The sequence below is a fragment of the Enterobacter sp. DC1 genome (assembly GCF_000568075.1).
In the GTDB taxonomy this organism is placed as follows: Bacteria; Pseudomonadota; Gammaproteobacteria; order Enterobacterales; family Enterobacteriaceae; genus Enterobacter; species Enterobacter asburiae.
The window spans coordinates 937,668-961,293 of the sequence record NZ_AZUA01000001.1; the positions used below are offsets into that span (position 1 = coordinate 937,668).

Annotated in this window: 24 protein-coding genes; 2 read left to right on the forward strand and 22 right to left on the reverse strand. The window is 55.0% G+C overall.

The window, feature by feature from the left end:
* Positions 1-181: 181 nt before the first annotated feature.
* From P346_RS16965 to yceD, 21 genes are all read right to left on the reverse strand, one after another.
* Positions 182-1,486: an NAD(P)/FAD-dependent oxidoreductase gene (locus P346_RS16965; protein ID WP_023335290.1), complete on the reverse strand. Its 1,305-nt coding sequence runs from the start codon at positions 1,484-1,486 to the stop codon at positions 182-184.
* A gap of 238 nt (positions 1,487-1,724) precedes the next feature.
* On the reverse strand, positions 1,725-2,267 hold the full coding sequence (ycfP, locus tag P346_RS16960; RefSeq protein ID WP_008500781.1) for an alpha/beta hydrolase YcfP: 543 nt from the start codon (positions 2,265-2,267) through the stop codon (positions 1,725-1,727).
* Between the two features lie 34 nt (positions 2,268-2,301).
* Positions 2,302-3,327 carry a beta-N-acetylhexosaminidase gene (gene nagZ, locus P346_RS16955; protein ID WP_032658331.1) on the reverse strand — a complete coding sequence of 342 codons (1,026 nt, stop codon included), beginning with the start codon at positions 3,325-3,327 and terminating at the stop codon, positions 2,302-2,304.
* Positions 3,328-3,338: 11 nt separating this feature from the next.
* Positions 3,339-4,163: a thiamine kinase gene (gene thiK, locus P346_RS0121475; RefSeq protein WP_032657995.1), complete on the reverse strand. Its 825-nt coding sequence runs from the start codon at positions 4,161-4,163 to the stop codon at positions 3,339-3,341.
* Positions 4,144-4,788 (reverse strand): penicillin-binding protein activator LpoB, encoded by a 645-nt coding sequence (gene lpoB, locus P346_RS16950; RefSeq protein ID WP_198886010.1) that lies wholly within the window; start codon positions 4,786-4,788, stop codon positions 4,144-4,146. Before lpoB ends, thiK begins: the two co-directional genes overlap by 20 nt.
* A gap of 13 nt (positions 4,789-4,801) precedes the next feature.
* A complete protein-coding gene (locus tag P346_RS16945) occupies positions 4,802-5,176 on the reverse strand; it encodes a YcfL family protein (RefSeq protein ID WP_032657999.1) in 375 nt (124 codons plus the stop codon).
* Position 5,177: 1 nt separating this feature from the next.
* The gene (gene hinT, locus P346_RS16940) at positions 5,178-5,537 is read right to left on the reverse strand and encodes a purine nucleoside phosphoramidase (RefSeq protein ID WP_032658001.1); all 360 of its coding nucleotides are present in this window, start codon (positions 5,535-5,537) and stop codon (positions 5,178-5,180) included.
* A gap of 247 nt (positions 5,538-5,784) precedes the next feature.
* Positions 5,785-7,218: a PTS glucose transporter subunit IIBC gene (gene ptsG / locus P346_RS16935; RefSeq protein WP_023311158.1), complete on the reverse strand. Its 1,434-nt coding sequence runs from the start codon at positions 7,216-7,218 to the stop codon at positions 5,785-5,787.
* 297 nt (positions 7,219-7,515) lie between these two features.
* Complete coding sequence (locus P346_RS16930) at positions 7,516-8,310, reverse strand: metal-dependent hydrolase (protein WP_032658003.1); 795 nt, start codon at positions 8,308-8,310, stop codon at positions 7,516-7,518.
* A gap of 10 nt (positions 8,311-8,320) precedes the next feature.
* Positions 8,321-9,325 carry a DNA polymerase III subunit delta' gene (holB, locus tag P346_RS16925; RefSeq protein WP_032658004.1) on the reverse strand — a complete coding sequence of 335 codons (1,005 nt, stop codon included), beginning with the start codon at positions 9,323-9,325 and terminating at the stop codon, positions 8,321-8,323.
* The gene (tmk, locus tag P346_RS16920) at positions 9,322-9,963 is read right to left on the reverse strand and encodes a dTMP kinase (RefSeq protein WP_032658006.1); all 642 of its coding nucleotides are present in this window, start codon (positions 9,961-9,963) and stop codon (positions 9,322-9,324) included. Before tmk ends, holB begins: the two co-directional genes overlap by 4 nt.
* Positions 9,953-10,975, reverse strand: coding sequence for a cell division protein YceG (gene yceG, locus P346_RS16915; RefSeq protein ID WP_032658008.1), 1,023 nt, complete (start codon positions 10,973-10,975; stop codon positions 9,953-9,955). Before yceG ends, tmk begins: the two co-directional genes overlap by 11 nt.
* Positions 10,976-10,977: 2 nt before the next feature.
* Entirely contained in the window at positions 10,978-11,787 is an 810-nt protein-coding gene (gene pabC, locus P346_RS16910; RefSeq protein WP_032658010.1) for an aminodeoxychorismate lyase, read from the reverse strand.
* A 120-nt stretch (positions 11,788-11,907) separates the two neighbouring features.
* A complete protein-coding gene (fabF, locus tag P346_RS16905) occupies positions 11,908-13,149 on the reverse strand; it encodes a beta-ketoacyl-ACP synthase II (RefSeq protein ID WP_023335279.1) in 1,242 nt (413 codons plus the stop codon).
* A gap of 91 nt (positions 13,150-13,240) precedes the next feature.
* Positions 13,241-13,477, reverse strand: coding sequence for an acyl carrier protein (gene acpP, locus P346_RS16900; protein ID WP_003857954.1), 237 nt, complete (start codon positions 13,475-13,477; stop codon positions 13,241-13,243).
* Positions 13,478-13,631: 154 nt separating this feature from the next.
* Positions 13,632-14,366 (reverse strand): 3-oxoacyl-ACP reductase FabG, encoded by a 735-nt coding sequence (gene fabG / locus P346_RS16895; protein WP_008500795.1) that lies wholly within the window; start codon positions 14,364-14,366, stop codon positions 13,632-13,634.
* Positions 14,367-14,378: 12 nt separating this feature from the next.
* Positions 14,379-15,308 (reverse strand): ACP S-malonyltransferase, encoded by a 930-nt coding sequence (gene fabD, locus P346_RS16890; RefSeq protein ID WP_032658012.1) that lies wholly within the window; start codon positions 15,306-15,308, stop codon positions 14,379-14,381.
* Between the two features lie 15 nt (positions 15,309-15,323).
* The gene (locus P346_RS16885) at positions 15,324-16,277 is read right to left on the reverse strand and encodes a beta-ketoacyl-ACP synthase III (RefSeq protein WP_032658014.1); all 954 of its coding nucleotides are present in this window, start codon (positions 16,275-16,277) and stop codon (positions 15,324-15,326) included.
* Positions 16,278-16,283: 6 nt separating this feature from the next.
* The gene (plsX, locus tag P346_RS16880; RefSeq protein ID WP_059290957.1) at positions 16,284-17,318 is read right to left on the reverse strand and encodes a phosphate acyltransferase PlsX; all 1,035 of its coding nucleotides are present in this window, start codon (positions 17,316-17,318) and stop codon (positions 16,284-16,286) included.
* Positions 17,319-17,398: 80 nt separating this feature from the next.
* Complete coding sequence (gene rpmF / locus P346_RS16875; RefSeq protein ID WP_003857964.1) at positions 17,399-17,572, reverse strand: 50S ribosomal protein L32; 174 nt, start codon at positions 17,570-17,572, stop codon at positions 17,399-17,401.
* Positions 17,573-17,588: 16 nt separating this feature from the next.
* Positions 17,589-18,110, reverse strand: coding sequence for a 23S rRNA accumulation protein YceD (gene yceD, locus P346_RS16870; protein ID WP_014883375.1), 522 nt, complete (start codon positions 18,108-18,110; stop codon positions 17,589-17,591).
* A 140-nt stretch (positions 18,111-18,250) separates the two neighbouring features.
* Between yceD and P346_RS16865 the strand changes: the two genes are divergently transcribed.
* On the forward strand, positions 18,251-18,835 hold the full coding sequence (locus P346_RS16865; RefSeq protein WP_032658016.1) for a Maf family protein: 585 nt from the start codon (positions 18,251-18,253) through the stop codon (positions 18,833-18,835).
* 132 nt (positions 18,836-18,967) lie between these two features.
* Here P346_RS16865 and rluC read toward each other — a convergent pair whose 3' ends face one another.
* Positions 18,968-19,915, reverse strand: coding sequence for a 23S rRNA pseudouridine(955/2504/2580) synthase RluC (gene rluC / locus P346_RS16860; protein ID WP_166770058.1), 948 nt, complete (start codon positions 19,913-19,915; stop codon positions 18,968-18,970).
* A gap of 572 nt (positions 19,916-20,487) precedes the next feature.
* On the opposite strand from rluC, the gene rne reads away from it, so the two are divergent.
* Positions 20,488-23,607, forward strand: coding sequence for a ribonuclease E (gene rne / locus P346_RS16855; protein WP_032658020.1), 3,120 nt, complete (start codon positions 20,488-20,490; stop codon positions 23,605-23,607).
* The last annotated feature ends 19 nt before the right edge of the window (positions 23,608-23,626 follow it).

Sequence of the window (23,626 nt, forward strand, 5' to 3'; positions counted from 1 at the left end):
TTTGTTGCTATTGGTAACAATTTTGCAATGGAGGCAACGCTTCGCCAATCAGATAAAGGATCAAAAAAGGGGCATTGGAAGGAGATATATTGTATTTAGGAGAACTCTTAAGCAGTCAAACTGTGATCTACAGCATGAAATGCTAAAAACTCCCTCCGGAGGGCCCGGAGGGAGTGAAAGATTAGTGCAGCTTCAGACGCGGACGGATCACGCGGTTGATTCTGCCCACCAGCATCATCAGCCCGGTTTTGAAGTAGCCGTGCAGCGCAATCTGGTGCATACGGTACAGGGAGATATACACGAAGCGGGCAATGCGCCCTTCTACCATCATTGAGCCGCGCATCAGGTTGCCCATCAGGCTGCCGACGGTAGAGAAGTTTGACAGCGACACCAGTGAACCGTGGTCTTTGTAGACATAGGCTTTCATTGGCTTGCCTTTGTACTGCGCCAGAATGTTGTGCAGCACCAGGCTTGCCATCTGGTGAGCGGCCTGCGCGCGCGGCGGCACAAATCCACCTTCAGGACGCGCGCAGGAGGCACAGTCACCGATTGCAAAGATTTCAGGGTCGCGCGTGGTTTGCAGCGTTGGCTCGGTTACCAGCTGGTTAATGCGGTTCGTTTCCAGACCGCCAATCTCTTTCATAAAGTCAGGCGCTTTGATACCTGCCGCCCAGACCATCAGATCCGCTTTGATATACTCGCCGTCTTTGGTGTGCAGGCCGCCTTCGTCGGCGCTGGTCACCATAGTTTGCGTCAGCACCCGCACGCCCAGCTTGGTGAGCTCATTGTGCGCCGCACCGGAAATACGCGGAGGCAGCGCAGGCAGGATTCGTTCACCGGCTTCAACCAGCGTGACGTTCAGCGCTTCGTTAGTTAACCCTTTGTAACCGTAGCTGTGCAGCTGCTTCACCGCATTGTGCAGCTCCGCAGACAGCTCAACGCCGGTCGCGCCGCCGCCGACAATGGCGATATTCACCTTACCGTTCGCACCCATATTGCTGGTGTACTTCAGGAACAGGTTCAGCATTTCCTGATGGAAACGACGCGCCTGGTGCGGGTTATCGAGGAAGATACAGTGCTCTTTCACGCCCGGCGTGTTGAAGTCGTTGGAGGTACTGCCCAGCGCCATGACCAGCGTGTCATACGCCAGTTTACGCTCGGGAACCAGCAGCTCCCCTTTTTCATCGCGCAGCTCTGCCAGGGTGATGGTTTTGCTTTCACGGTTGATGTCCACCACCGAGCCCAGCTGGAACTGGAAATGATGGTTGCGCGCGTGCGCCAGATAGCTGAGCGCGTCCACGCCCTCATCCAGAGAGCCGGTCGCCACTTCGTGCAGCAGCGGTTTCCACAGGTGGCTGTGGTTACGATCCACCAGCGTAATTTTGGCCTTTTTACCGCGACCCAGCTTCTTGCCCAGCTGTGTAGCCAGCTCCAGCCCGCCAGCACCACCGCCTACAATCACTATCTTTTTCAATGGCGTAGTCAACGTGACCCCCTCAAATTATTAACCAATTGTTAATTAAAAGTTATAAAAATAACCCTTAATTAACAACAGGTTACAGCACTGAAACCATTCAGGTGCATTGAGAATACCACGTCAGGCGCATTGGTCATACCAAAATTGATATGCATCAAGTTTTGATGGCTTAAAAGTAGACAATTCTGGTCAAAAAGAAAGCCCGGTGCGCTTTCGCGGCCGGGCTTTGATGCTTGCGGGTAATTGATTAACCCAGCGTTTTAAACGCTTTGATACGCTGCAGATGCGGGGAGATGTTTTTGAACTTGTGGGTCTGTTCTTCGTCCCAGACGATCTCATAGTAATGATGCAGCAGTTCTGCTGCCCGATGGCTGTTGAGCGCTTCATCATTACGGGAAAGGATCACCAGGCAGCGGTCGCGGTTTTTCTCACGAAAATTGCTGACGCACTTGGTCGCAATATCGACATACTCTTCCGGGCGGTCAATTTTGCCTTCCATGTTCTCGTTCGGGAACAGGTTAGGATTGAACACCACCTGGCGAATGTCGCACAGGAAGCCAATACGCTCCGCCCAGTAGCCGCCCAGCCCCACGCCGCAGATCAACGGGCGATCGTCGACGTTGAGCTGCAACATCTTATCCACCTCTTTAAGCAGATGCTGCATATCATGCTTCGGATGGCGCGTGCTGTAGCTGATCAACCGTACATCCGGATCGATAAACTGCAGCTGCAGCACCTTCTCATGATTACCAGGACTGTTTGAGTCAAAACCGTGTAAATAGATGATCATCGTCTTCTCACCACGCTACGCCTTCCGGGAGGGTTTACAGGCTGGCTTTATGTGCCTGCCAGCGCTCATTCAGGTCTTCAAGCCGGGCGTTGACCGTCTTCCAGCGCGCCGAATCCATCAGCTCCTGACGGCTAAATGAACCTTTATGATACAATTGTGTAACACGCTCTGCATTGATCGGCGACAGGTTATTCAGCACGCTAACGGCACCTTTACGATTATTGCAGACCAGGATCATATCGCAACCTGCATCCAGCGATGCCTGACCGCGTTCAGCGTAGCTGCCCATAATCGCGGCCCCTTCCATCGATAAATCGTCAGAGAAAATCACGCCGTTGAAACCGAGTTCCTGACGCAGAACGGTTTTCAGCCAGTGCGGAGAACCGCTCGCCGGACGCGGGTCGACGTCGCTGTAAATGACGTGCGCGGGCATAATGGCATCCAGCTTGTTATCGGTAATAAGCGACTGGAAAACCGACATATCTTTGGCGCGGATTTCCGCTTCCGGGCGCGGATCGCGCGGGGTCTCTTTGTGGGAATCCGCCGTCACCGCCCCGTGCCCCGGGAAGTGTTTCCCGGTGGTTTTCATCCCGGCATCGTGCATGCCGTCGATGAACCGGGTGGCCATTGCCAGCGCAATACGCGGGTCTTCATGGTATGAGCGCTCGCCAATGGCAGCGCTGATATGCCCTACATCCAGCACCGGGGCAAAGCTGATGTCGATATCCATGGCAATCATTTCGCTGGCCATCAGCCAGCCGGCCTCCTGCGCCAGTTTTCCACCTTCTTCCGTGCCGAGCAGCGCGGCAAATGACTGGGCTGCCGGGAGACGGGTAAAACCGTCGCGAAAACGCTGCACGCGTCCGCCTTCCTGATCGACGGCCACCACCAGATGGTTACGCGATGCGGCGCGGATCTGACGCACCAGCTCACGCAGCTGCGCCGGATCGTGATAGTTGCGGGTAAACAGGATCAGGCCCCCCACCAGCGGATGCGCCAGAATTTCACGCTCCTCCGCATCCAGCTCAAACCCTTCAACATCCAACATGACTGGACCCACATCCACCTCTCTTATCCTTTAGTTTGTAACTGACGCCAGGCATCGTCTGCCAGCGCAATAAATTGTTTGTCTCTGGACTGCCGATAGCGCATTTCAAACCAGCCAGCCATTAACATGATGACCCAGGGTCGCCAGCGTCTGACCTGACGCCTCAGCGCGTCGGGGTCAATATGTGCCACCCGGGCGTACTCCCTGATGAGCATCTGCCGCGCGGCGTCACTCTCCGTCCAGACTGCCGCCAGCTCCAGCGCCACATCGCCATCTCCGGCATACTCCCAGTCGATAAGCCTGATGCCCGCTGGCGTATGAACAATATTCCCGGCATGAACATCCATGTGCAGCGGCGCGAGCCGAATCGGCTGCGGCTCGCCCGTTTTACGCAGCCGCTTAAGACGTGCCAGCCACACTGGAGTACGCCTGTCCGGCAGGGCTTGCTGCCAGTAATGCTCAAGCAGCGGGAATAACGTAATTCGCCACCCCAGACGTGGCTGCCGGTGCAGATGATACAGCATCGTCGCAAGCTCCGGCGTGTCCGGTAGCGCGCTTTTAACGTCACCGTTCAGATAGTCGACGGCCATCCAGCCCTGTCTGAAAAAACGAGGGGCAGGTACGAGATCTGACGGAAGACGTCTCAGGGCACGAAACTGACGACGAAAATGGGAGGCAGGAGCAAAGGGGTCGTGATTTTGCCGCAAGACCAGACGTCGTTCGCCCTGCTCTATAATGCAACTCGCGCCGCCAAGCCCGGAATGGGCCTGCGGCGCGATAAGGCGGTACTGAGGAAAATAGCGCGTCAGAATCTCTTCACGCGTGCTGTCATTGTTGCGTAACCGCACCTTTACCTGACCAGATAATTTCGCCTGTCTGAACCAGCATCAGCTGCATCTGCAGGGCTGGGGTATTCACGTTACCGGTGGCGTTAGAGTACAACACATACTGTGCGCCAACGTTACGGGCAATGCCGATCGCCTTGCTGCGGGTACCGAGGCTATCCTGCGGCGACAGGCCCAGCTGCTGTTTGGCGACCGCGAGCTGCTGAGCCGAGACCAGCGTAAACTTGCCGTTGTTAGCCAGAGCATTGCGCAGGGTTTCCGTCGCTTCGCCCGCGTTCAGCGAACCGTTGGTACGGTTGTTCACGCTGTCGACCAGCAACACGCTGCCCGCCGTCACGCCCTGCGCCTGCAGCATTTTGCCTACCATCGGCTGCATTGCCCCGTTCCAGTCGTAATGGCGCACGCGCGGCGTGGGCTGTGACGTCTGGTCCGGATGTTCAATCGGGCCTGGCTGCGCCGGAATAGACGGTACAGACGGCACGGTTGGCTGCTGCTGCGTTGGCGTCGTCGGCTGTTCAGTACCCGGTTTAGCCTCTTCCACAGGCGCAGGCTGTTCAGTTCGGGTCACACACCCTGCGAGAAACAGAGCGAAAGCTGTCACGAGCGCATAGCGGCTCAAATTTTTAATCAAGGTTCACCCCTCAGAGATAAAGATAAAGTCTCACCTTATGCGCACCCAGATAGTTGGCGCTGCCATAGAGCGTTACCGACGACCTGGCCGGAATGGTGACGCTGCGCGGCGCCTCCAGCGGATGCATTTCAAGACCTCTTACGTCATACCAGAAAAAACGGTAGCGGACCGTCACTGGTTCATGTCTTTCATTAAAGAGCGTAGAGGAGGCAGATGAGTTGATTTCACTGATGGTCAACGCGGGCTGTTGCGCCGTGATGCCCGCGGCAAGCACGGAAGATTCCATGACCAGCGTCTGTTCATCATTCACGGGGATCGCCGGACGCGAGCTGCACCCCATAATCATCATCGCCATTATCAGCGCTGCAATACGCCCTTTCAGCATGTCAAAGACCTTTATGTGCCAGCATCGGCCCCAGAGGACGTCCACCCAGCAGATGCATATGAACATGATAAACTTCCTGGCCACCATGACGGTTGCAGTTCATGATCAGACGGTAACCGTCTTCTGCAATCCCTTCCTGTTCAGCGATTTTCGCGGCCACCGTCAGCATACGACCTAATGCCACTTCATGCTCGGTTTTTACGTCGTTTACAGTCGGAATCAGAATATTGGGAATGATAAGGATGTGCGTCGGGGCCTGAGGGGAAATGTCCCGGAAAGCCGTCACCAGTTCATCCTGATAGACGATATCCGACGGGATTTCGCGGCGGATAATTTTACTGAAAATCGTTTCTTCAGCCATGACCTTTTCCTTTTTTGTTTAATCTGGCGCAATGCGTCCGCTGTAAACACACTCCCGGGATCGGTGTGTGACACAATTCAAGAGTATGAGCGAGTTTCTCCTGTCCTTTCAACCTCCTCCCTCGATTTCTTTCCTGAATGTTCATCAGCTGACTGAAGAGTGACCGCTCTCGCGTCTCAGTGGCGTTTTTTAAGACACAAATAAAAAAGGCAGCCATTCGGCTGCCTTAGTCTCCCCAGGTCACAACTTAGTTGCTGCGGATGTACTCATCCATTTCGGTTTTCAGGTTATCGGATTTGGTACCGAAGATTGCCTGTACACCAGAACCTGCAACAACTACGCCCGCTGCGCCCAGTTTTTTCAGACCCGGCTGGTCTACTTTCGCTACGTCGGCAACGCTCACACGCAGACGAGTGATGCACGCGTCCAGGTTAGTGATGTTCTCTTTACCGCCGAACGCTGCGACCAGTGCCGGAGCCATTTCGCTGGTAGCACCAGCTTTGCTGTCTTCTGTCGCATCTTCACGACCCGGAGTTTTCAGGTCCAGTGCTTTAATCAGCACGCGGAAGATGGTGTAGTAAACAACGGCATAGCACGCACCCACGATTGGGAACAGCCACAGTTTGCTGCTGTTACCGGACAGAACGATGAAGTCGATCAGACCGTGAGAGAAGGACGTACCGTCACGCATACCCAGCAGGATACAGATTGGGAACGCCAGGCCCGCCAGAATCGCGTGGATAACGTACAGGATCGGCGCAACGAACATGAAGGAGAACTCGATCGGCTCGGTGATACCGGTCAGGAACGAGGTCAGCGCTGCGGAGATCATGATACCGCCCACTTTTGCACGGTTCTCTGGCTTAGCAGAGTGCCAGATAGCAATCGCCGCTGCCGGCAGACCGTACATTTTGAACAGGAAGCCACCAGACAGTTTACCTGCAGTTGGGTCGCCCGCCATATAACGTGGGATATCGCCGTGGAATACCTGACCTGCTGCGTTGGTGAATTCACCAATCTGCATCTGGAATGGAACGTTCCAGATGTGGTGCAGACCGAATGGCACCAGGCAACGCTCGATGAAGCCGTAGATACCAAACGCCACAACCGGGTTCTGGTAAGCAGCCCACTGAGAGAAGGTCTGGATAGCAGAGCCAATTGGTGGCCAGATGAAGGACAGGATCACGCCAGTGAAAATCGCTGCCAGACCAGAGATGATCGGAACGAAACGCTTGCCCGCGAAGAAGCCCAGATACTCAGGCAGCTTGATGCGATAGAAGCGGTTAAACATATACGCTGCAATCGCACCGGAGATGATACCGCCCAGAACACCGGTGTCCGCCAGGTGTTTCGCGGCGATCTCTTCTGCCGGTAAATGCAGAACCAGCGGCGCAACCACAGCCATGGTTTTCACCATAATGCCGTAGGCAACCACTGCAGCCAGCGCAGAAACGCCGTCGTTATTGGTGAAGCCCAGAGCCACACCGATCGCGAAGATCAGTGGCATGTTAGCAAAGACAGAACCGCCTGCTTCGGCCATCACGTGGGACACTACGGCTGGCAGCCAGCTGAAGTTAGCAGAACCGACACCCAGCAGGATACCTGCGATAGGCAGTACGGATACTGGCAGCATCAGCGATTTACCGACCTTTTGCAGGTTAGCAAATGCATTCTTAAACATAATTGAGAGTGCTCCTGAGTATTTGTGCTTTTTTTACGCTTTCACGCATTGGCCCGGGGGGAGTACCGTGCCGTGGACAGGACATCTAAGCGCCCTTTATTTATTACACAGAGTAAAATAATTCCCTCTGAGTTTGTTTGACGGCTATCACGTTTCAGCTTAAGGCGGTCGAAAAACTTTCAGTTATTTACAAAAAGCATGTCCGGATGTGTCTAAAAACACCCTCACCGCCCCAAATGAGGCGGTGAACTTTACTCGCTTTACTTATTAATTACGAGCCTAAAAAAAACAGGTGTATCAGACAGATTGCAGGCGGGCGGGGTCGATATGGAACAGCGTGGAGAAGTTTTCCGTCGTCACACGGGCCAGCTCATCGATGCTGACGCCCTTCAGAACGGCCATGTACTCAGCCACATCTCTCGTCATAGCGGGCTGGTTCTCTTTACCGCGATGCGGTACCGGTGCCAGGTACGGAGAATCCGTCTCAACCAGAATGCGATCGAGCGGAACATAACGTGCAGCATCACGCAGCTGCTCAGCGTTACGGAACGTCACGATCCCCGAAAACGAGATATAAAACCCCAAATCAAGCAGCTTACCCGCCGTTTCTCTGTCTTCTGTGAAACAGTGTAGTACGCCACCGCAATCCGTCACGTTTTCTTCCCGGAGGATCGCCAGGGTATCCGCACGCGCGTCGCGGGTGTGGACGATAACCGGCTTGTTCAGCTCCCGGCCAATGCGAATATGGTTGCGGAAGGACTCCTGTTGGCGCGGTTTGGTTTCCGGCGTGTAAAAATAGTCCAGCCCGGTCTCGCCCATCGCCACCACGCCCTCTTCTGCCGCCAGTCGGCGCAGATCCTCAACGTCGTACGCCTCGTCCTGATTCAACGGATGCACGCCGCAGGAGAACACCACGTTATCGCGAACGCCCACCAGCTCACGCATGGAGCGATAGCCCGGCAGCGTCGTCGCCACCGCAAGACAGAATTTCACATCGCGGGCAGCGGCTTTTGCCAGCACGTCATCCACGTTTATATGCAGGGATTGATAATCCAGGCCATCAAGATGGCAGTGTGAGTCGACTAAAAACATAATGTCTCTCTCAGAGATGGGAAACTGGCGGTGTGACGCCGGGTTGCAGGTAATGTTCGATACGCAGTAACTGGTCGGTCAGTAAAAGCTCGCGATTAAGACCCGTCACGGTTAAAAGCTGTTCACGGCTCTGGCAAATTTCATGGAGCATCGCGTGAAGAACCGTCCCTGAGAGGCGGTTCGCCAGCGTATTCACCAGCGGCAACGCGTCCGGGTTAGTCAGCAGCGTTGCCCCTTGCTGGATTTTGAGCGCATCCAGCAGCAAGGAGGCCAGCCAGTGCAGACGCTCAACGGCCCGATCGCTGTTAAGCGCAGGCAGTAAACTTAGCCAGTCGTGGCTGTTCAGCGACGCATCCACGGCCCGGCAGAGCGTTTCTCGCTCTGACCAGACGTCAGGATGCAGTAGTGCCAGCGCCGCCGCGGGCGCGCCGCTGCTCAGGCGCAAGGCGGACAGCGCGCTCTCAGGTGACGTTGTCACCTCACGCTCCAGCCAGCTCAGCGCCCACGATTCCTGGGGCACCGCCAGGTGATGAAGACGACAACGGCTGCGCAACGTCGCCAGCAATCGTCCCGGGTCACGGCATGAGAGGAAAAACCACGTTTTTACCGGCGGCTCTTCCAGGGTTTTGAGCAGAGCGTTAGCGGCCGCCTCGGTGAGCAGCGTAGCGTCTTTAAGCCAGACCACTTTTGCACCGCCCAGTCGCGCGTGTTCATACAATTTTTCACTGACTTCACGCACGGCATCGATACCGAGGGCGCTTTTACCCTTCTCAGGCTCAAGGGTGTAGTAGTCAGGATGCGTGCCTGCCTGCATCAGCTGACAGCCACGGCATTTACCACAGCTCTTGTGCCCTTCCGGCTGCTGACACATCAGAAAACGGGTGATGGCATAAATCAACGCATCATCACCCATTCCTGGCAATGCCTGAATCAGTAACGCATGATGCCCCCGACCCGCCTGATAGCTGCCGATCAGCTGTTCAAAGTGTGGGCGCAACCATGGATACCATTTCATGCCTGCTGCTCCTGCACCCACTGCGTAATGGTGTGCTGAATGTCGCGCGTGACGTCGTCCAGGGACTGCGTCGCATCGATGGTACAAATTGAGCTGTCCTGTGCGGCCAGCTCAAGATAGCGCGCACGGGTGCGGTTAAAGAAATCAAACGACTCTTGTTCAATGCGGTCCAGCTCGCCGCGCGCGCGGGCACGTTTGAGACCCACTTCCGGGGTCACATCCAGATAAAGCGTCAGGTCGGGGCGAAAATCACCCAATACGGCATTACGCAGCGTTGCGAGCATTGTCTGGTCGATGCCGCGACCTCCGCCCTGATACGCCTGAGTCGACAGATCGTGACGGTCGCCGATCACCCACTTGCCCTCGGCCAGGGCGGGTTTGATCACCGTCTCAACCAGCTGAACGCGCGCCGCGTAGAACATCAGCACTTCGGCTTTGTCAGTGATAACTTCGTCGCCGACGGATTTGATATCCAGCACCAGGCTGCGCAGCTTTTCAGCCAGCTGCGTGCCGCCCGGCTCTCGGGTAAATACCATGTCCGCCACGCCAAGCGCGTTGAGCGTATCCACCACCACGTTGCGGGCAGTGGTTTTACCCGCCCCTTCGAGTCCCTCAATGACAATGTATTTACTGCGCATTTTTTTCCTTTAGTGCCTTCAGATAGTCCTGAACAGAGCGATTGTGGCTGGCAAGGTTGGTGTTAAAGGTATGCCCCCCTTTTCCATCAGCCACAAAATAGAGATACGGTGTTTTAGCCGGATGCGCGGCGGCTTTGAGCGACGCTTCGCTCGGCGTGGCGATCGGGCCCGGCGGTAAACCGCTAATCACGTAGGTATTATACGCCGTTGGCGTCTCCAGATCTTTTCTTGAGATCTTGCCGGTATAGCTCTCACCCATGCCGTAGATAACGGTAGGGTCGGTTTGCAGACGCATGCCGATGCGCAGACGGTTGATAAAGACTGACGCCACCCGATCGCGCTCGGCGGCAACGGCTGTCTCTTTCTCGATAATCGAGGCCATGGTCACAAACTGATTCTTATCGCTGTAAGGCAACCCTTCCATTCGCCCTTCCCAGGCGGCATCCACGGCGGCGACCATTTTTTTGTGCGCCCTCTTCAGGATGGCAACATCGGTCGTGCCTGCCGTGTACATCCAGGTGTCAGGCCAGAACCAGCCTTCAACCCATTCCGGATGTTCAAGCTTCAGTACGTCAGCCACCGTCTGATAGCTATCGTCTTTTAACGTATGTTTGATATAAGGCGCATCACGCAGCTGTTTGAGGTAATCACTCAGGCGCATCCCTTCCACAAACCGCAGGGGAAACTGGGCTTCTTTACCGCTTTCCAGCAGCTGCAGCATCTCTCTGACCGTCATTCCCGGCGTAAAGCGATAGGTACCGGCTTTAAAATGTGACAGCTCAGGCTCCACGCGCAATAGCCACTGGAATACCCGTGGACGATTGATAATCTTGTCGCCATAGAGCTGTTCCCCCAGCGCCTGACGGCCGGTTCCCGCTTTCAGGGTAAAGATCGTTTCGTCTTTAACCAGGATCTTGCTGTCCGCCAGCTGGCGAACTTTCCATACGCCAGCTCCGCCAGCGACGCCCAGCGCAACGATGAGGATAAGGACAAAGCGCAACATTTTTTTCATGACTATCTGGTTTGCTCACATATCGGGGCTAAAAACTGAAACAGCTCGCGCGAAGACCAGCGTTGTTGGCCATACGCACGGACGGGTACAACAGGCATCAGCGCATTGCAGATGATGACTTCATCGGCAGTCCGTAGCGCGGCTTCTCCTGCGCTAACTTCGACAACGCGAAAGCCAGAGCGTGCCAGCTGTTGCAGACAAAACTGACGCATTAACCCATTTACGCCAGCGTGCTCCAGCGACGGGGTGAACACCTCTTCCCCCTGCCGCCAGAGTAAATTAGCCGCACAGCATTCCGTAATGAACCCTTCGCTGTCAAGAACCAGCGCCTCATCGGCGTCCGTCTGTTCAAGATGAGTACGAATGAGCACCTGCTCGAGGCGGTTGAGATGCTTAAGACCGGCAAGCATCGGGTTTCGTCCCAGTCGTACCGGGCTCAGCGTCAGCGTGACGCCGTCTTCTCGCCAGCGAGAGTAATGCGCGGGATAAGCAGAAACGGAGAGGATACGCGTAGGGTTGATACACGATGCGGCGCTGTAACCCCGGCCACCACTGCCGCGGCTGATGATGACTTTGAGTACCCCGCTGTCCTTCCCGATTGCCAGCTGGCACATTTCCTGGCGCAACGTGTCCCAGTGCGTAAAGGGGATCATGAGCTTTTCACAGCCATGCTGCAGGCGTCGAATGTGCGCCTCCAGCAGGCAGACATCACCGTCCAGAATGCGCGCCGTCGTAAAGCAACCATCACCGAACTGTATCGCCCTGTCGCTGGCAGGCAGCGTGTCCTGCTCAAGGCCATTGATTAAAAACATGGTGGCTCCTTATGCGTGGGCAATTAGTCTGGCAGGATGTCATGCAGCCGACAAGAAGATTAGGCTTAATAAAAAAGGCCCGGCAAGCGGACCTTTTTAAATGCTATCGGGACGTCAGGATCAGATCTTTTTGAAGATCAGAGAACCGTTGGTGCCGCCGAAGCCGAAGGAGTTACACAGGGTGTACTCCATACCGCTAACCTGACGCGCTTCGTGAGGAACGAAGTCCAGATCGCAACCTTCATCCGGGTTATCCAGGTTGATGGTTGGCGGAACAGCCTGATCGCGCAGCGCAAGGATGGAGTAGATTGACTCTACCGCACCCGCCGCACCCAACAGGTGACCGGTCATGGACTTGGTGGAGCTCACCATTACGCGGCTGGCAGATTCGCCGAAGATAGACTTAACCGCCTGAGCTTCAGCTTTATCGCCTGCAGGTGTAGAAGTACCGTGCGCGTTCACGTAGCCAATTTGTGCTGGGGTAATACCCGCATCACGAATCGCGTTTTCCATCGCCAGCGCAGCACCCGCGCCGTTCTCAGGAGGAGACGTCATGTGATAAGCATCGCTGCTCATGCCGAAACCAACGATTTCAGCATAAATTTTCGCGCCGCGTTTTTTCGCGTGCTCGTACTCTTCCAGTACGATCATGCCCGCCCCGTCGCCCAGCACAAAGCCGTCACGGTCTTTATCCCACGGACGGCTCGCCGCCTGCGGGTTATCATTGCGGGTAGACAGCGCACGCGCCGCACCGAAACCGCCGACACCCAGAGGTGTACTGGCTTTTTCAGCACCGCCCGCAACCATAGCATCTGCATCGCCGTACGCAATAATGCGCGCGGCCTGGCCGATGTTATGTACGCCAGACGTACAGGCGGTCGCGATAGAAATGCTTGGCCCACGCAGGCCGAACATGATGGTCAGGTGACCCGCCACCATATTAACAATCGTGGACGGAACGAAGAACGGGCTGATCTTACGCGGGCCGCCATTCATCAGAGATGTATGGTTTTCCTCGATCAGGCCAAGACCGCCAATCCCGGAGCCGATAGCGGCGCCGATACGGGTTGCGTTCTCTTCCGTAATCTCAAGGCCAGAATCCTGCATGGCCTGAACGCCAGCGACAATTCCATATTGAATGAAGGCATCCATCTTGCGCTGTTCTTTGCGCGAGATGATCTCTTCACAGTTAAAATCCTTTACTAAGCCAGCAAATTTCGTTGCATAGGCGCTAGTATCGAAATGGTCGATTAGGCTGATGCCGCTCTGACCGGCAAGGAGAGCTTTCCAGGTGGACTCTACGGTATTGCCGACAGGAGACAACATGCCAAGTCCGGTCACAACTACACGACGCTTAGACACGTTTGTCCTCCAGGGAGGGATAAAAAAAGAGATTCGTGGGAATAAAAAAGATAAAACTCAGGCGGTCGAATGACCGCCTGGAGATGTTCACTTACGCCTGGTGACCGTTGATGTAATCAATGGCAGCCTGAACGGTGGTGATCTTCTCAGCTTCTTCGTCCGGAATCTCAGTATCAAACTCTTCTTCCAGAGCCATTACCAGCTCAACGGTGTCAAGAGAATCTGCGCCCAGGTCTTCAACGAAGGAAGCGGAGTTCACAACTTCTTCCTGCTTAACGCCCAGCTGTTCGCCGATAATTTTCTTAACGCGTTCTTCGATAGTGCTCATACTCTTAAATTTCCTATCAAAACTCGCTTTCGCGATGGTTTTCGTAGTGTATAAAATGTTGAAAAATTTGCAACTAAATCCCGGCAGTTCGTACCACGATTTTACGTTATTTTGAGGCCATTCGCCCTAATAACGCAAATATTTTTCATCGTGGTTAAACCATATACATCCCGCCGTTGACGTGGAGGGTCTCACCAGTGATGTAACCCGCTTCGTCAGAGGCTAAAAATGCAACCGCGCTGGCGATTTCTTTAGGGTCGCCAAGACGACCCGCCGGAACTGCCGCCAGCGTACCCGCACGCTGCTCATCAGTCAGCGCACGCGTCATGTCCGTTTCAATAAAGCCCGGAGCAACAACGTTTACCGTAATACCGCGGGACGCAACTTCACGCGCCAGCGACTTACTGAAACCAATCAGACCTGCTTTCGCCGCAGCGTAGTTAGCCTGACCAGCATTTCCCATGGTACCAACCACAGAACCGACAGTGATAATACGACCATGACGCTTTTTCATCATAGCGCGCATTACCGCTTTTGACAGACGGAATACAGATGACAGGTTGGTTTCGATGATATCGTTCCACTCGTCGTCTTTCATTCGCATTAACAGGTTATCGCGAGTGATCCCGGCATTGTTTACCAGAATATCCACTTCACCAAACTCTGCGCGAATATTTTCCAGAACAGATTCGATAGATGCAGGTTCGGTCACATTCAGTACCAGACCTTTACCGTTTGCACCCAGATACTCGCTGATGGCCTGAGCGCCATTCTCGCTGGTTGCTGTACCAATCACCTTCGCGCCGCGCGCCACCAGTGTTTCAGCAATTGCACGCCCGATACCGCGGCTTGCGCCAGTGACCAGGGCGATTTTTCCTTCAAAACTCATGGTATTCCTCTTTTATTGCGAGAGTGCCGCTGACATCGCTTCCGGCTCGTTAATCGCCGAGGCTGTCAGGGTGTCAACAATACGTTTTGTCAGACCGGTGAGGACTTTACCTGGGCCGACTTCATAAAGATGCTCAACGCCCTCCGCTGCCATAAACTCAACGGTTTTGGTCCACTGTACCGGGCTGTAGAGCTGGCGAACCAGTGCGTCACGGATAGCTTCCGGCGTGGTTTCGCATTTCACATCGACGTTGTTCACAACGGAAATCGTCGGTGCGTTAAACGTAATTTTTTCCAGCTCAACCGCCAGTTTCTCAGCAGCAGGCTTCATCAGCGCACAGTGAGACGGCACGCTGACCGGCAGCGGCAGCGCACGTTTAGCACCGGCTGCTTTACAGGCCGCACCCGCACGTTCAACCGCTTCTTTATGACCGGCAATAACCACCTGGCCCGGCGAGTTGAAGTTTACCGGAGAGACAACCTGGCCTTCAGCAGATTCTTCACACGCTTTTGCAATTACAGCGTCATCCAGACCGATGATGGCAGACATGCCGCCCGTGCCTTCCGGCACCGCTTCCTGCATGAACTTACCGCGCAGTTCCACCAGACGTACCGCGTCAGCAAACGCGATCACGCCGGCACACACCAGCGCAGAGTATTCACCCAGGCTATGACCCGCGAGCAGCGCTGGCGCTTTACCGCCCTGCTGCTGCCAGACGCGCCACAGCGCAACGGACGCGGTCAGCAGCGCTGGCTGGGTCTGCCAGGTTTTGTTCAGTTCTTCGGCCGGCCCCTGCTGGGTCAGCGCCCATAAATCATAACCCAGTGCATCAGAAGCTTCACGGAAAGTCTCTTCAATTACCGGGTAGTTTGCTGCCATTTCAGACAACATCCCAACGGTTTGAGAGCCCTGGCCCGGGAACACAAAAGCAAATTGCGTCATTTTTTATTCCTTATACTAGAAACGAACCAGCGCGGAACCCCAGGTGAACCCGCCACCGAAGGCTTCAAGCAAGACCAGCTGGCCCCGTTTGATTCGTCCATCGCGTACCGCTTCATCAAATGCGCACGGTACCGACGCCGCAGAGGTGTTGCCGTGACGATCCAGCGTCACCACAACGTTATCCATCGACATGCCCAGCTTTTTCGCGGTGGCGCTGATGATACGCAGGTTCGCCTGATGCGGCACCAGCCAGTCAAGCGCGGAGCGCTCAAGGTTATTCGCTTCCAGCGTTTCATCAACGATGTGTGCAAGCTCGGTTACCGCCACCTTGAACACCTCGTTGCCTGCCATAGTCAGGAAAATCGAGTTGTCCGGATTAACGCGATCGGCGTTAGGCAGAGTCAACAGTTCGCCATAGCTGCCATCAGCATGCAGATGCGTAGAGATGATACCCGGCTCTTCGGACTGCCCCAGCAGCACCGCGCCCGCACCATCACCAAAAATAATGATCGTTCCGCGATCGGTTGGATCGCAGGTGCGCGCCAGCACGTCAGCACCGATCACCAGCGCATATTTAACGGCACCGGATTTCACGTACTGATCGGCAACGCTCAGCGCATAGGTGAAGCCTGCGCACGCGGCAGCGACGTCAAACGCCGGGCAGCCTTTAATGCCGAGCATATTCTGCACCTGGCATGCCGCGCTTGGGAAAGCATGCGTGGCAGACGTCGTGGCGACCACGATCAAACCAATCTGTTCTTTATCAATGCCCGCCATTTCGATAGCACGCTGTGCGGCTTCGTAACCCATGGTCGACACGGTTTCGTCTGGCGCGGCAATACGACGTTCACGGATACCTGTGCGCGTGACAATCCACTCGTCAGACGTATCTACCATTTTTTCCAGATCGGCGTTGGTACGCACTTGTTTTGGCAGGTAGCTGCCGGTACCTAAAATCTTCGTATACATGTACGCTCAGTCACTTTTAGCTAATACAGATTCCAGGCGAGCGGCAATCCGCTGAGGGACTTGTCGCTGCACCGCCTGCACTGCCTGTTCAATCGCGACAGCAAATGCTCGCTGATTGGCGGCGCCATGACTCTTAATCACGATGCCGCGCAATCCTAACAGACAGGCGCCATTATACTGGTCGGGGTTGAGGTGACTGAATCGCCGCGTCAGGCTCTTTTGTAACCAACGCTTCAATAAAATTAGCCACCAGGCGCTTTTTTTGCCTTCTCCCTGAGATTTCAGCAGAGAAAGAAACATGCGCACGACCCCTTCCATGGTCTTCAACGTGACGTTTCCGGTGAAGCCATCGCACACCAGAACATCCGTTTTACCCGTCAACAACTCATTGGCTTCGAGATAACCAATATAGTTGATGGAGGGAACCTGTTTGAGCAATTCAGCCGCTTCGCGAATGCTGTCCAGGCCTTTGGTCTCTTCTTCACCAATGTTCAGTAACGCAACACGGGGAGTGTTGATCCCGACGACTTCTTCTGCCAGCACCGATCCCATCACGGCAAACTGAGCCAGCATAGTACTATCACAGTCGACGTTAGCGCCCAAATCGAGCACCACCGTCTTGCCCTTCTGCTGATGCGGTAACACCGTTACCAGCGCCGGACGCTCAATACCTTCAATAGGTTTGAGCAGTAATTTCGAGAGGCCCATCAGCGCGCCGGTATTCCCCGCGCTGACGCAAGCCTGAGCTCGCCCTTCTTTCACCAGCTCCAGCGCTATCCGCATAGAGCTGCCACGACTATTGCGAATCGCCTGCGAGGGTCGGGCATCACTGGCAATAACTGACTGCGCAGGAATAATCTGCAGACGCGAACGTTGTTCAAAGTCAGCTTTTGCGAGTAATGGCGTGATTGTGTCGGGATTGCCGACTAAAAGAAGTGTGAGTTGCGAATTAGAATTCAGTGCCTGCAATGCTGCAGGCACTGTCACGGAAGGGCCAAAATCTCCCCCCATGACATCTAACGCCAGGGTTAGACGTGTCAAGGTATCGTCGCAGCCTGGTTCGGTAAATTCCCCGTTTGCACGGGGAAATCCTCACTAAGCCTAATCACGCTTGCGCGTGATTACTTAGTGATAACCTTGCGGCCGCGGTAGAAACCGTCAGCGGTGATGTGGTGACGCAGGTGTTTCTCACCAGAAGTCTTGTCTACAGACAGGCTGGTAACTGCAGTCAGCGCGTCATGGGAACGACGCATGCCACGTTTGGAACGGGTTGGTTTATTCTGTTGTACGGCCATGGACCTTACTCCTCAATTACTTACGCTTTAAGCTGGCTAATACGGCAAATGGGTTTGGTTTTTGCGCTTCATCAGGCAGTTCCCCAAAGACCATGTCCGCCTCGGACACTTCACAGTGTTCAGAATCATGCACCGGAACTACTGGCAAGGTGAGGATGATTTCATCTTCAACCAGAGCCAGAAGATCGATTTCACCGAATTCGTTAACCTCAATCGGCTCATACGCTTCCGGGAGTGCTTCAGCCTGTTCGTCAGAACGAACAGGACTGAAACAATACGTTGTGTGAACATGCTGCACAAACGGTTTCCCGCAACGCTGACATTCGAGCGTTACCGTCACCTTTGCATCACCGGTTAAAACGGCGAGACGCTGGTTGTCGATAGCGAACGACATGGAGCATTCTACATCACTGTCCACACTGACTACGGATTCGGCAATACGCTCAGCCTGATCGGAAGTATAGATACCTTCGTAATCGAGGCGTTTTTGAGCCGTACGAACCGGATCAAGAGTCAGGGGTAATTTTACCTTTTGCATAGGGCGCGCATATTAACTTTGTAACGTCATAGAGTCAAAGAAAAAGGCAACCAGAGCTGCCTTTTGCCAATTATTCGCACACATTGCGGCCTGTAGTTTAAAATGGCTGGCATCGATACGCTATATCTGGTGATAAAAATATGCCAAATCTCGTCCTTGCTTCCACTTCTCCCTACCGCCGAACGCTGCTGGAAAAGCTCGGGATCCCGTTTGAATGCGCCGCGCCAGAGGTTGATGAGACGCCACAGCCGGGCGAGTCACCGCGTCATCTGGTGATGCGTCTTGCTAAGGAGAAAGCGCAGTCGCTGGCCGCACGTTACCCCGCACATTTGATTATAGGCTCCGACCAGGTTTGCGTGCTGGACGGCGAAATCACCGGCAAGCCCCATACGGAGGAGAACGCCTGCCAGCAGCTCCTGCGTGCGCGAGGCACGATCGTGACCTTTTATACCGGCCTGGCGCTCTATAACTCCGCCACCGGTCATCTGCAAACGGAGTGCGAGCCGTTCGACGTACACTTCCGCCATCTCAGCGAGCAGGAGATCGTGGATTATGTGCGCCGGGAACGACCGCTGAACTGTGCGGGGAGCTTTAAAAGTGAAGGATTGGGGATTGCGCTGTTCGACAAGCTGGACGGACGCGATCCCAACACGCTGGTGGGGTTACCGCTGATTGCCCTGTGTCAGATGTTAAGACGAGAAGAGTGTAATCCGCTGACAATGTGACTTTTGCCCAGCGGCGCTTAGCTTGCATGGGCCTACTAAACTGCGGCCTTATGCCCTCACCCCGGCCCTCTCCCACAGGGAGAGGGAGCAAACATTAAAAACGGCAACATTCGTTGCCGTTTTGCGTTTACCTTAGCCGCGCAGAACCTTAAGACAGCGTTTCAGCTGCTCATCCAGCGGCGCTTCAATACGGATGACTTCCCCCGTATTAGGATGGGTAAACTTCAGCGCTGCCGCATGCAGGAACAGACGCGACAGTCCCGTCCCTGCCAGCTGCTTATCAAACTCGCGGTCGCCATAGCGGTCATCAAAGGCGATTGGGTGCCCTGCAAACTGCGTATGCACGCGGATCTGGTGGGTACGACCGGTCACCGGACTGCAGCGCACCAGCGTGGCAAACTCATAGCGCTCTTCAACTTTAAAGCGCGTCTCAGACGGTTTCCCTTCCTGGCTTACGCGGACAATACGTTCGCCGCTCTGCAGAATGTTCTTCAGCAGCGGTGCCTGCACCACTTTTACATGGGACTGCCACTGACCGCGAACCAGCGCCAGATAATCTTTCTGCATCCCTTTTTCACGCAGCTGTTCATGCAGAGAACGCAGCGCAGAACGCTTTTTCGCCACCAGCAGTACGCCAGAGGTATCACGGTCAAGACGGTGCACCAGTTCAAGGAAGCGCGCTTCCGGGCGCAGGGCTCGCAGCCCTTCAATCACGCCGAAGCTCAGACCGCTGCCGCCATGAACAGCTGTTCCTGACGGTTTATTGAGCACCAGAATGTGGTCATCTTCGTAAAGGATCACATCGCTCAGGGCCGCCACTTTCTGTAGCTTCGGTGAAACGCTCTCTTCTTCACGTTCCGCAACGCGCACCGGCGGAATACGTACTTCATCGCCCGCCTCGAGTTTGTACTCGGGCTTCACGCGTTTTTTGTTCACCCGCACCTCGCCCTTGCGCAGGATGCGGTAAATCATGCTCTTTGGTACACCTTTCAACTGGGTGCGCAAAAAGTTATCGATACGTTGCCCCGCTTCATCTTCGGCGATGGCAACCATTTTTACGGCTGGAGTCTCTGTTTTCATGGTTGGCGATTCTAAATATCGACAGCCATTAGCGCCACTCATTTTTCTATGCTTATATTTACTTTTATCCGGCCAGCTCCCCGTTTCGCGCAACCGATTTGGTGGTTATTAAACCAATCGCCATTCTGAAGTGAAGAAACTGTGAGTAACCGGGTGATAATTGGTAAAAGTCATCTTGCTATAACCCGGCGAGCAGTGGAATAATGAGGCTGTTTTCCGTGTTAAATCCTGGTTAAGTAAGGATGTTGACGGAATGACCAATTTTGTCTGACCGATCATCCACGCAGCAATGGCGTAAGACGTATTGATCTTTCAGGCAGTTAGCGGGCTGCGGGTTGCAGTACTTCCCGGTATAAGGATTGTTCTCTGGAGAGTTCTACCCAGGCAATTCCCCTGATAATTGCGCTGTGTTTCCGTATGAAATACAGGCAACCGACACTCTGCGCCTCTTAAGCGAGCGACAACCGTGAGGTTGGCGACGTGAACAGACACGAGGCCATCGGTTCATACCCCGGAAAGCGTCACCTTGCCCGCAGCTTTGTCGTCAATGTAAGAATAACGAGTAAGTTACGATGAAAAGAATGTTAATCAACGCAACTCAGCAAGAAGAGTTGCGTGTCGCCCTTGTGGATGGGCAGCGCCTGTACGATCTGGATATCGAAAGTCCTGGACACGAACAGAAAAAAGCGAACATTTACAAAGGTAAAATCACCCGCATTGAACCAAGCCTTGAAGCTGCATTTGTCGATTACGGTGCTGAGCGTCATGGTTTCCTCCCTCTGAAAGAAATCGCCCGCGAATATTTCCCTGCAAACTACAACGCCCATGGCCGTCCAAACATCAAAGATGTTCTGCGTGAAGGTCAGGAAGTTATCGTTCAGATTGATAAAGAAGAGCGTGGCAACAAAGGTGCCGCACTGACCACCTTTATCAGCCTGGCAGGGAGCTATCTGGTTCTGATGCCTAACAACCCGCGTGCGGGTGGCATCTCTCGCCGTATCGAAGGTGATGACCGTACCGAGCTGAAAGAAGCGCTGGCAAGCCTCGAACTGCCTGATGGCATGGGGCTTATCGTGCGTACCGCAGGCGTAGGCAAATCAGCCGAAGCGCTGCAGTGGGACCTGAGCTTCCGTCTGAAGCACTGGGAAGCCATCCAGAAAGCTGCGGAAAGCCGCCCTGCTCCGTTCCTGATCCACCAGGAAAGCAACGTTATCGTGCGTGCCTTCCGTGATTACCTGCGTCAGGACATCGGTGAGATTCTGATCGATAACCCGAAAGTGCTTGAGCTGGCGCGCCAGCACATCGCCGCGCTGGGTCGTCCGGATTTCACCAGCAAAATTAAACTGTACACTGGTGAAATCCCGCTTTTCAGCCACTATCAGATCGAATCCCAGATTGAGTCGGCCTTCCAGCGTGAAGTGCGCCTGCCTTCCGGCGGTTCTATCGTTATCGATACCACTGAAGCGCTGACCGCCATCGACATCAACTCCGCGCGTGCAACGCGCGGTGGCGATATCGAAGAGACCGCCTACAACACTAACCTCGAAGCCGCTGATGAAATCGCCCGCCAGCTCCGCCTGCGCGACCTGGGTGGTCTGATTGTTATCGACTTCATCGACATGACCCCTGTACGCCACCAGCGTGCGGTTGAAAACCGTCTGCGCGAAGCGGTGCGTCAGGACAGGGCGCGTATCCAGATTAGCCATATCTCACGCTTTGGCCTGCTGGAGATGTCCCGTCAGCGTCTGAGCCCGTCTCTCGGCGAGTCCAGCCATCACGTTTGTCCGCGCTGCTCCGGCACCGGTACCGTGCGTGATAACGAATCTCTGTCCCTCTCTATCCTGCGTCTGATTGAAGAAGAAGCGCTGAAAGAGAACACCAAAGAGGTTCATGCCATTGTGCCGGTGCCCGTTGCCTCTTACCTGCTAAACGAAAAACGTGCAGCGGTAAGCGCGATTGAAGCGCGTCAGGGCGGCGTTCGCTGCATCATCGTGCCAAACGACCAGATGCAGACCCCACACTATCACGTGCTGCGTGTGCGTAAGGGCGAAGAGACGACCACCCTCAGCTACCTGCTGCCGAAGCTGCATGAAGAAGAGATGTCCCTGCCTTCCGATGAAGAGCCAGCCGAGCGCAAACTGCCAGAGCAGCCTGCGTTAGCGACCTTCATCATGCCGGAAGCGCCACCGGAAGCAGCTCTGGAAAAACCTGCTGCCAAACCTGCAGCGCAGAAACCAGAAGCAGCGGTAGCGAAAGCCCAGCCGGCACAGCCGGGTCTGCTGAGCCGCTTCTTTGGTGCGCTGAAGAAGATGTTTGCTGAAGAAGAAGTTCAGCCGGAACAGCCGAAAGAAGAGCCAAAAGCAGCCAAGCCAGAGCGTCAGCAGGACCGTCGCAAACGTCAAAACAACCGCCGCGATCGTAACGACCGCAGCGACCGTAATGACCGCAGCGAGCGTCGTGACAACCGTGACAACCGCTCTGAGAATGGCGAAGGCCGTGAGCAACGCGAAGACAACCGTCGCAACCGTCGCGAGAAACAACAGCCGAATGTTGAAGATCGTGAAATTCGCCAGCAGGCGGGCGATGAGTCTGAGAAGAGCAAACAGCGTGACGACCAGCAGCCGCGCCGTGAACGCAGCCGTCGTCGTAACGATGAGAAGCGTCAGGCACAGCAGGAAGTCAAAAACCTGAACCGCGAAGAGCCTGTTGAACAGCAGGACGGCGAGCAGGAAGAACGCACTCAGGTAATGCCGCGTCGTAAGCAGCGCCAGCTTGCTCAGAAAGTTCGCTTCGCCTCTGAAGCAACCGAAGAGTCAGGCGCTATCGCGCTTGAAACCAGCGAGATCGCAACCGGTACGCAGCTGGCGAAAGTTGATCTGCCAGCGGTCGTTGAAAACAACGTTGAGCAGGATGATAACGGTGAAAACCGTGATAACGCCGGTATGCCGCGCCGTTCACGCCGTTCTCCACGTCATCTGCGCGTCAGCGGCCAGCGCCGTCGTCGCTATCGTGACGAGCGTTACCCAACTCAGTCGCCAATGCCGCTGACCATTGCCTGTGCTTCGCCAGAAATGGCATCCGGCAAAGTCTGGATCCGCTACCCGGTTGCTCGCCCGGAGCAGGTTGTTGAAGAACAGCCTGTAACCGAAGAGGTGATTGCACCGGCAGCCGCGGTAGAAGCTGTCGTGACTGAAGCGGCAACCGTGGTTGAACCTCAGGTTGTTGAAGCTGAAGCACCTCACGCAGTGAAAGTGGAAACCACCCATCCAGAAGTGATTGCCGCGCCGGTTGATGCCGCACCGCAGCTTATCGCCGAAGAAGATGCCGTGGTAGCTGAGGAAGTGGCTGAAGAGGCTGAACCTGTAGCTGCAGCGGAAGACACCGCTGAAACCCTGGTTGAAACCACCGCTGAAGAAGTCGTTCAGGACGTTGAGATTCAGGTTGAACCGGTTGTCGAAGAAGCGAAAGCGCCTGAGGTGAAACCTGAGCCGGTTGTTTCTGCACCAGCCGCAGCCCACGTGGCGACAGCACCAATGACGCGCGCCCCGGCGCCGGATTACGTGCCAGAAGCCCCGCGTCACAGTGACTGGGTACGCCCGGCGTTCAGCTTTGACGGTAAAGGCGCTGCAGGCGGCCACAGTGCAACGCATCAGGCGACTGCACCGGCAACGCGTCCGCAGTCTGTCGAATAACGACGCTGAAAGTAAAAAG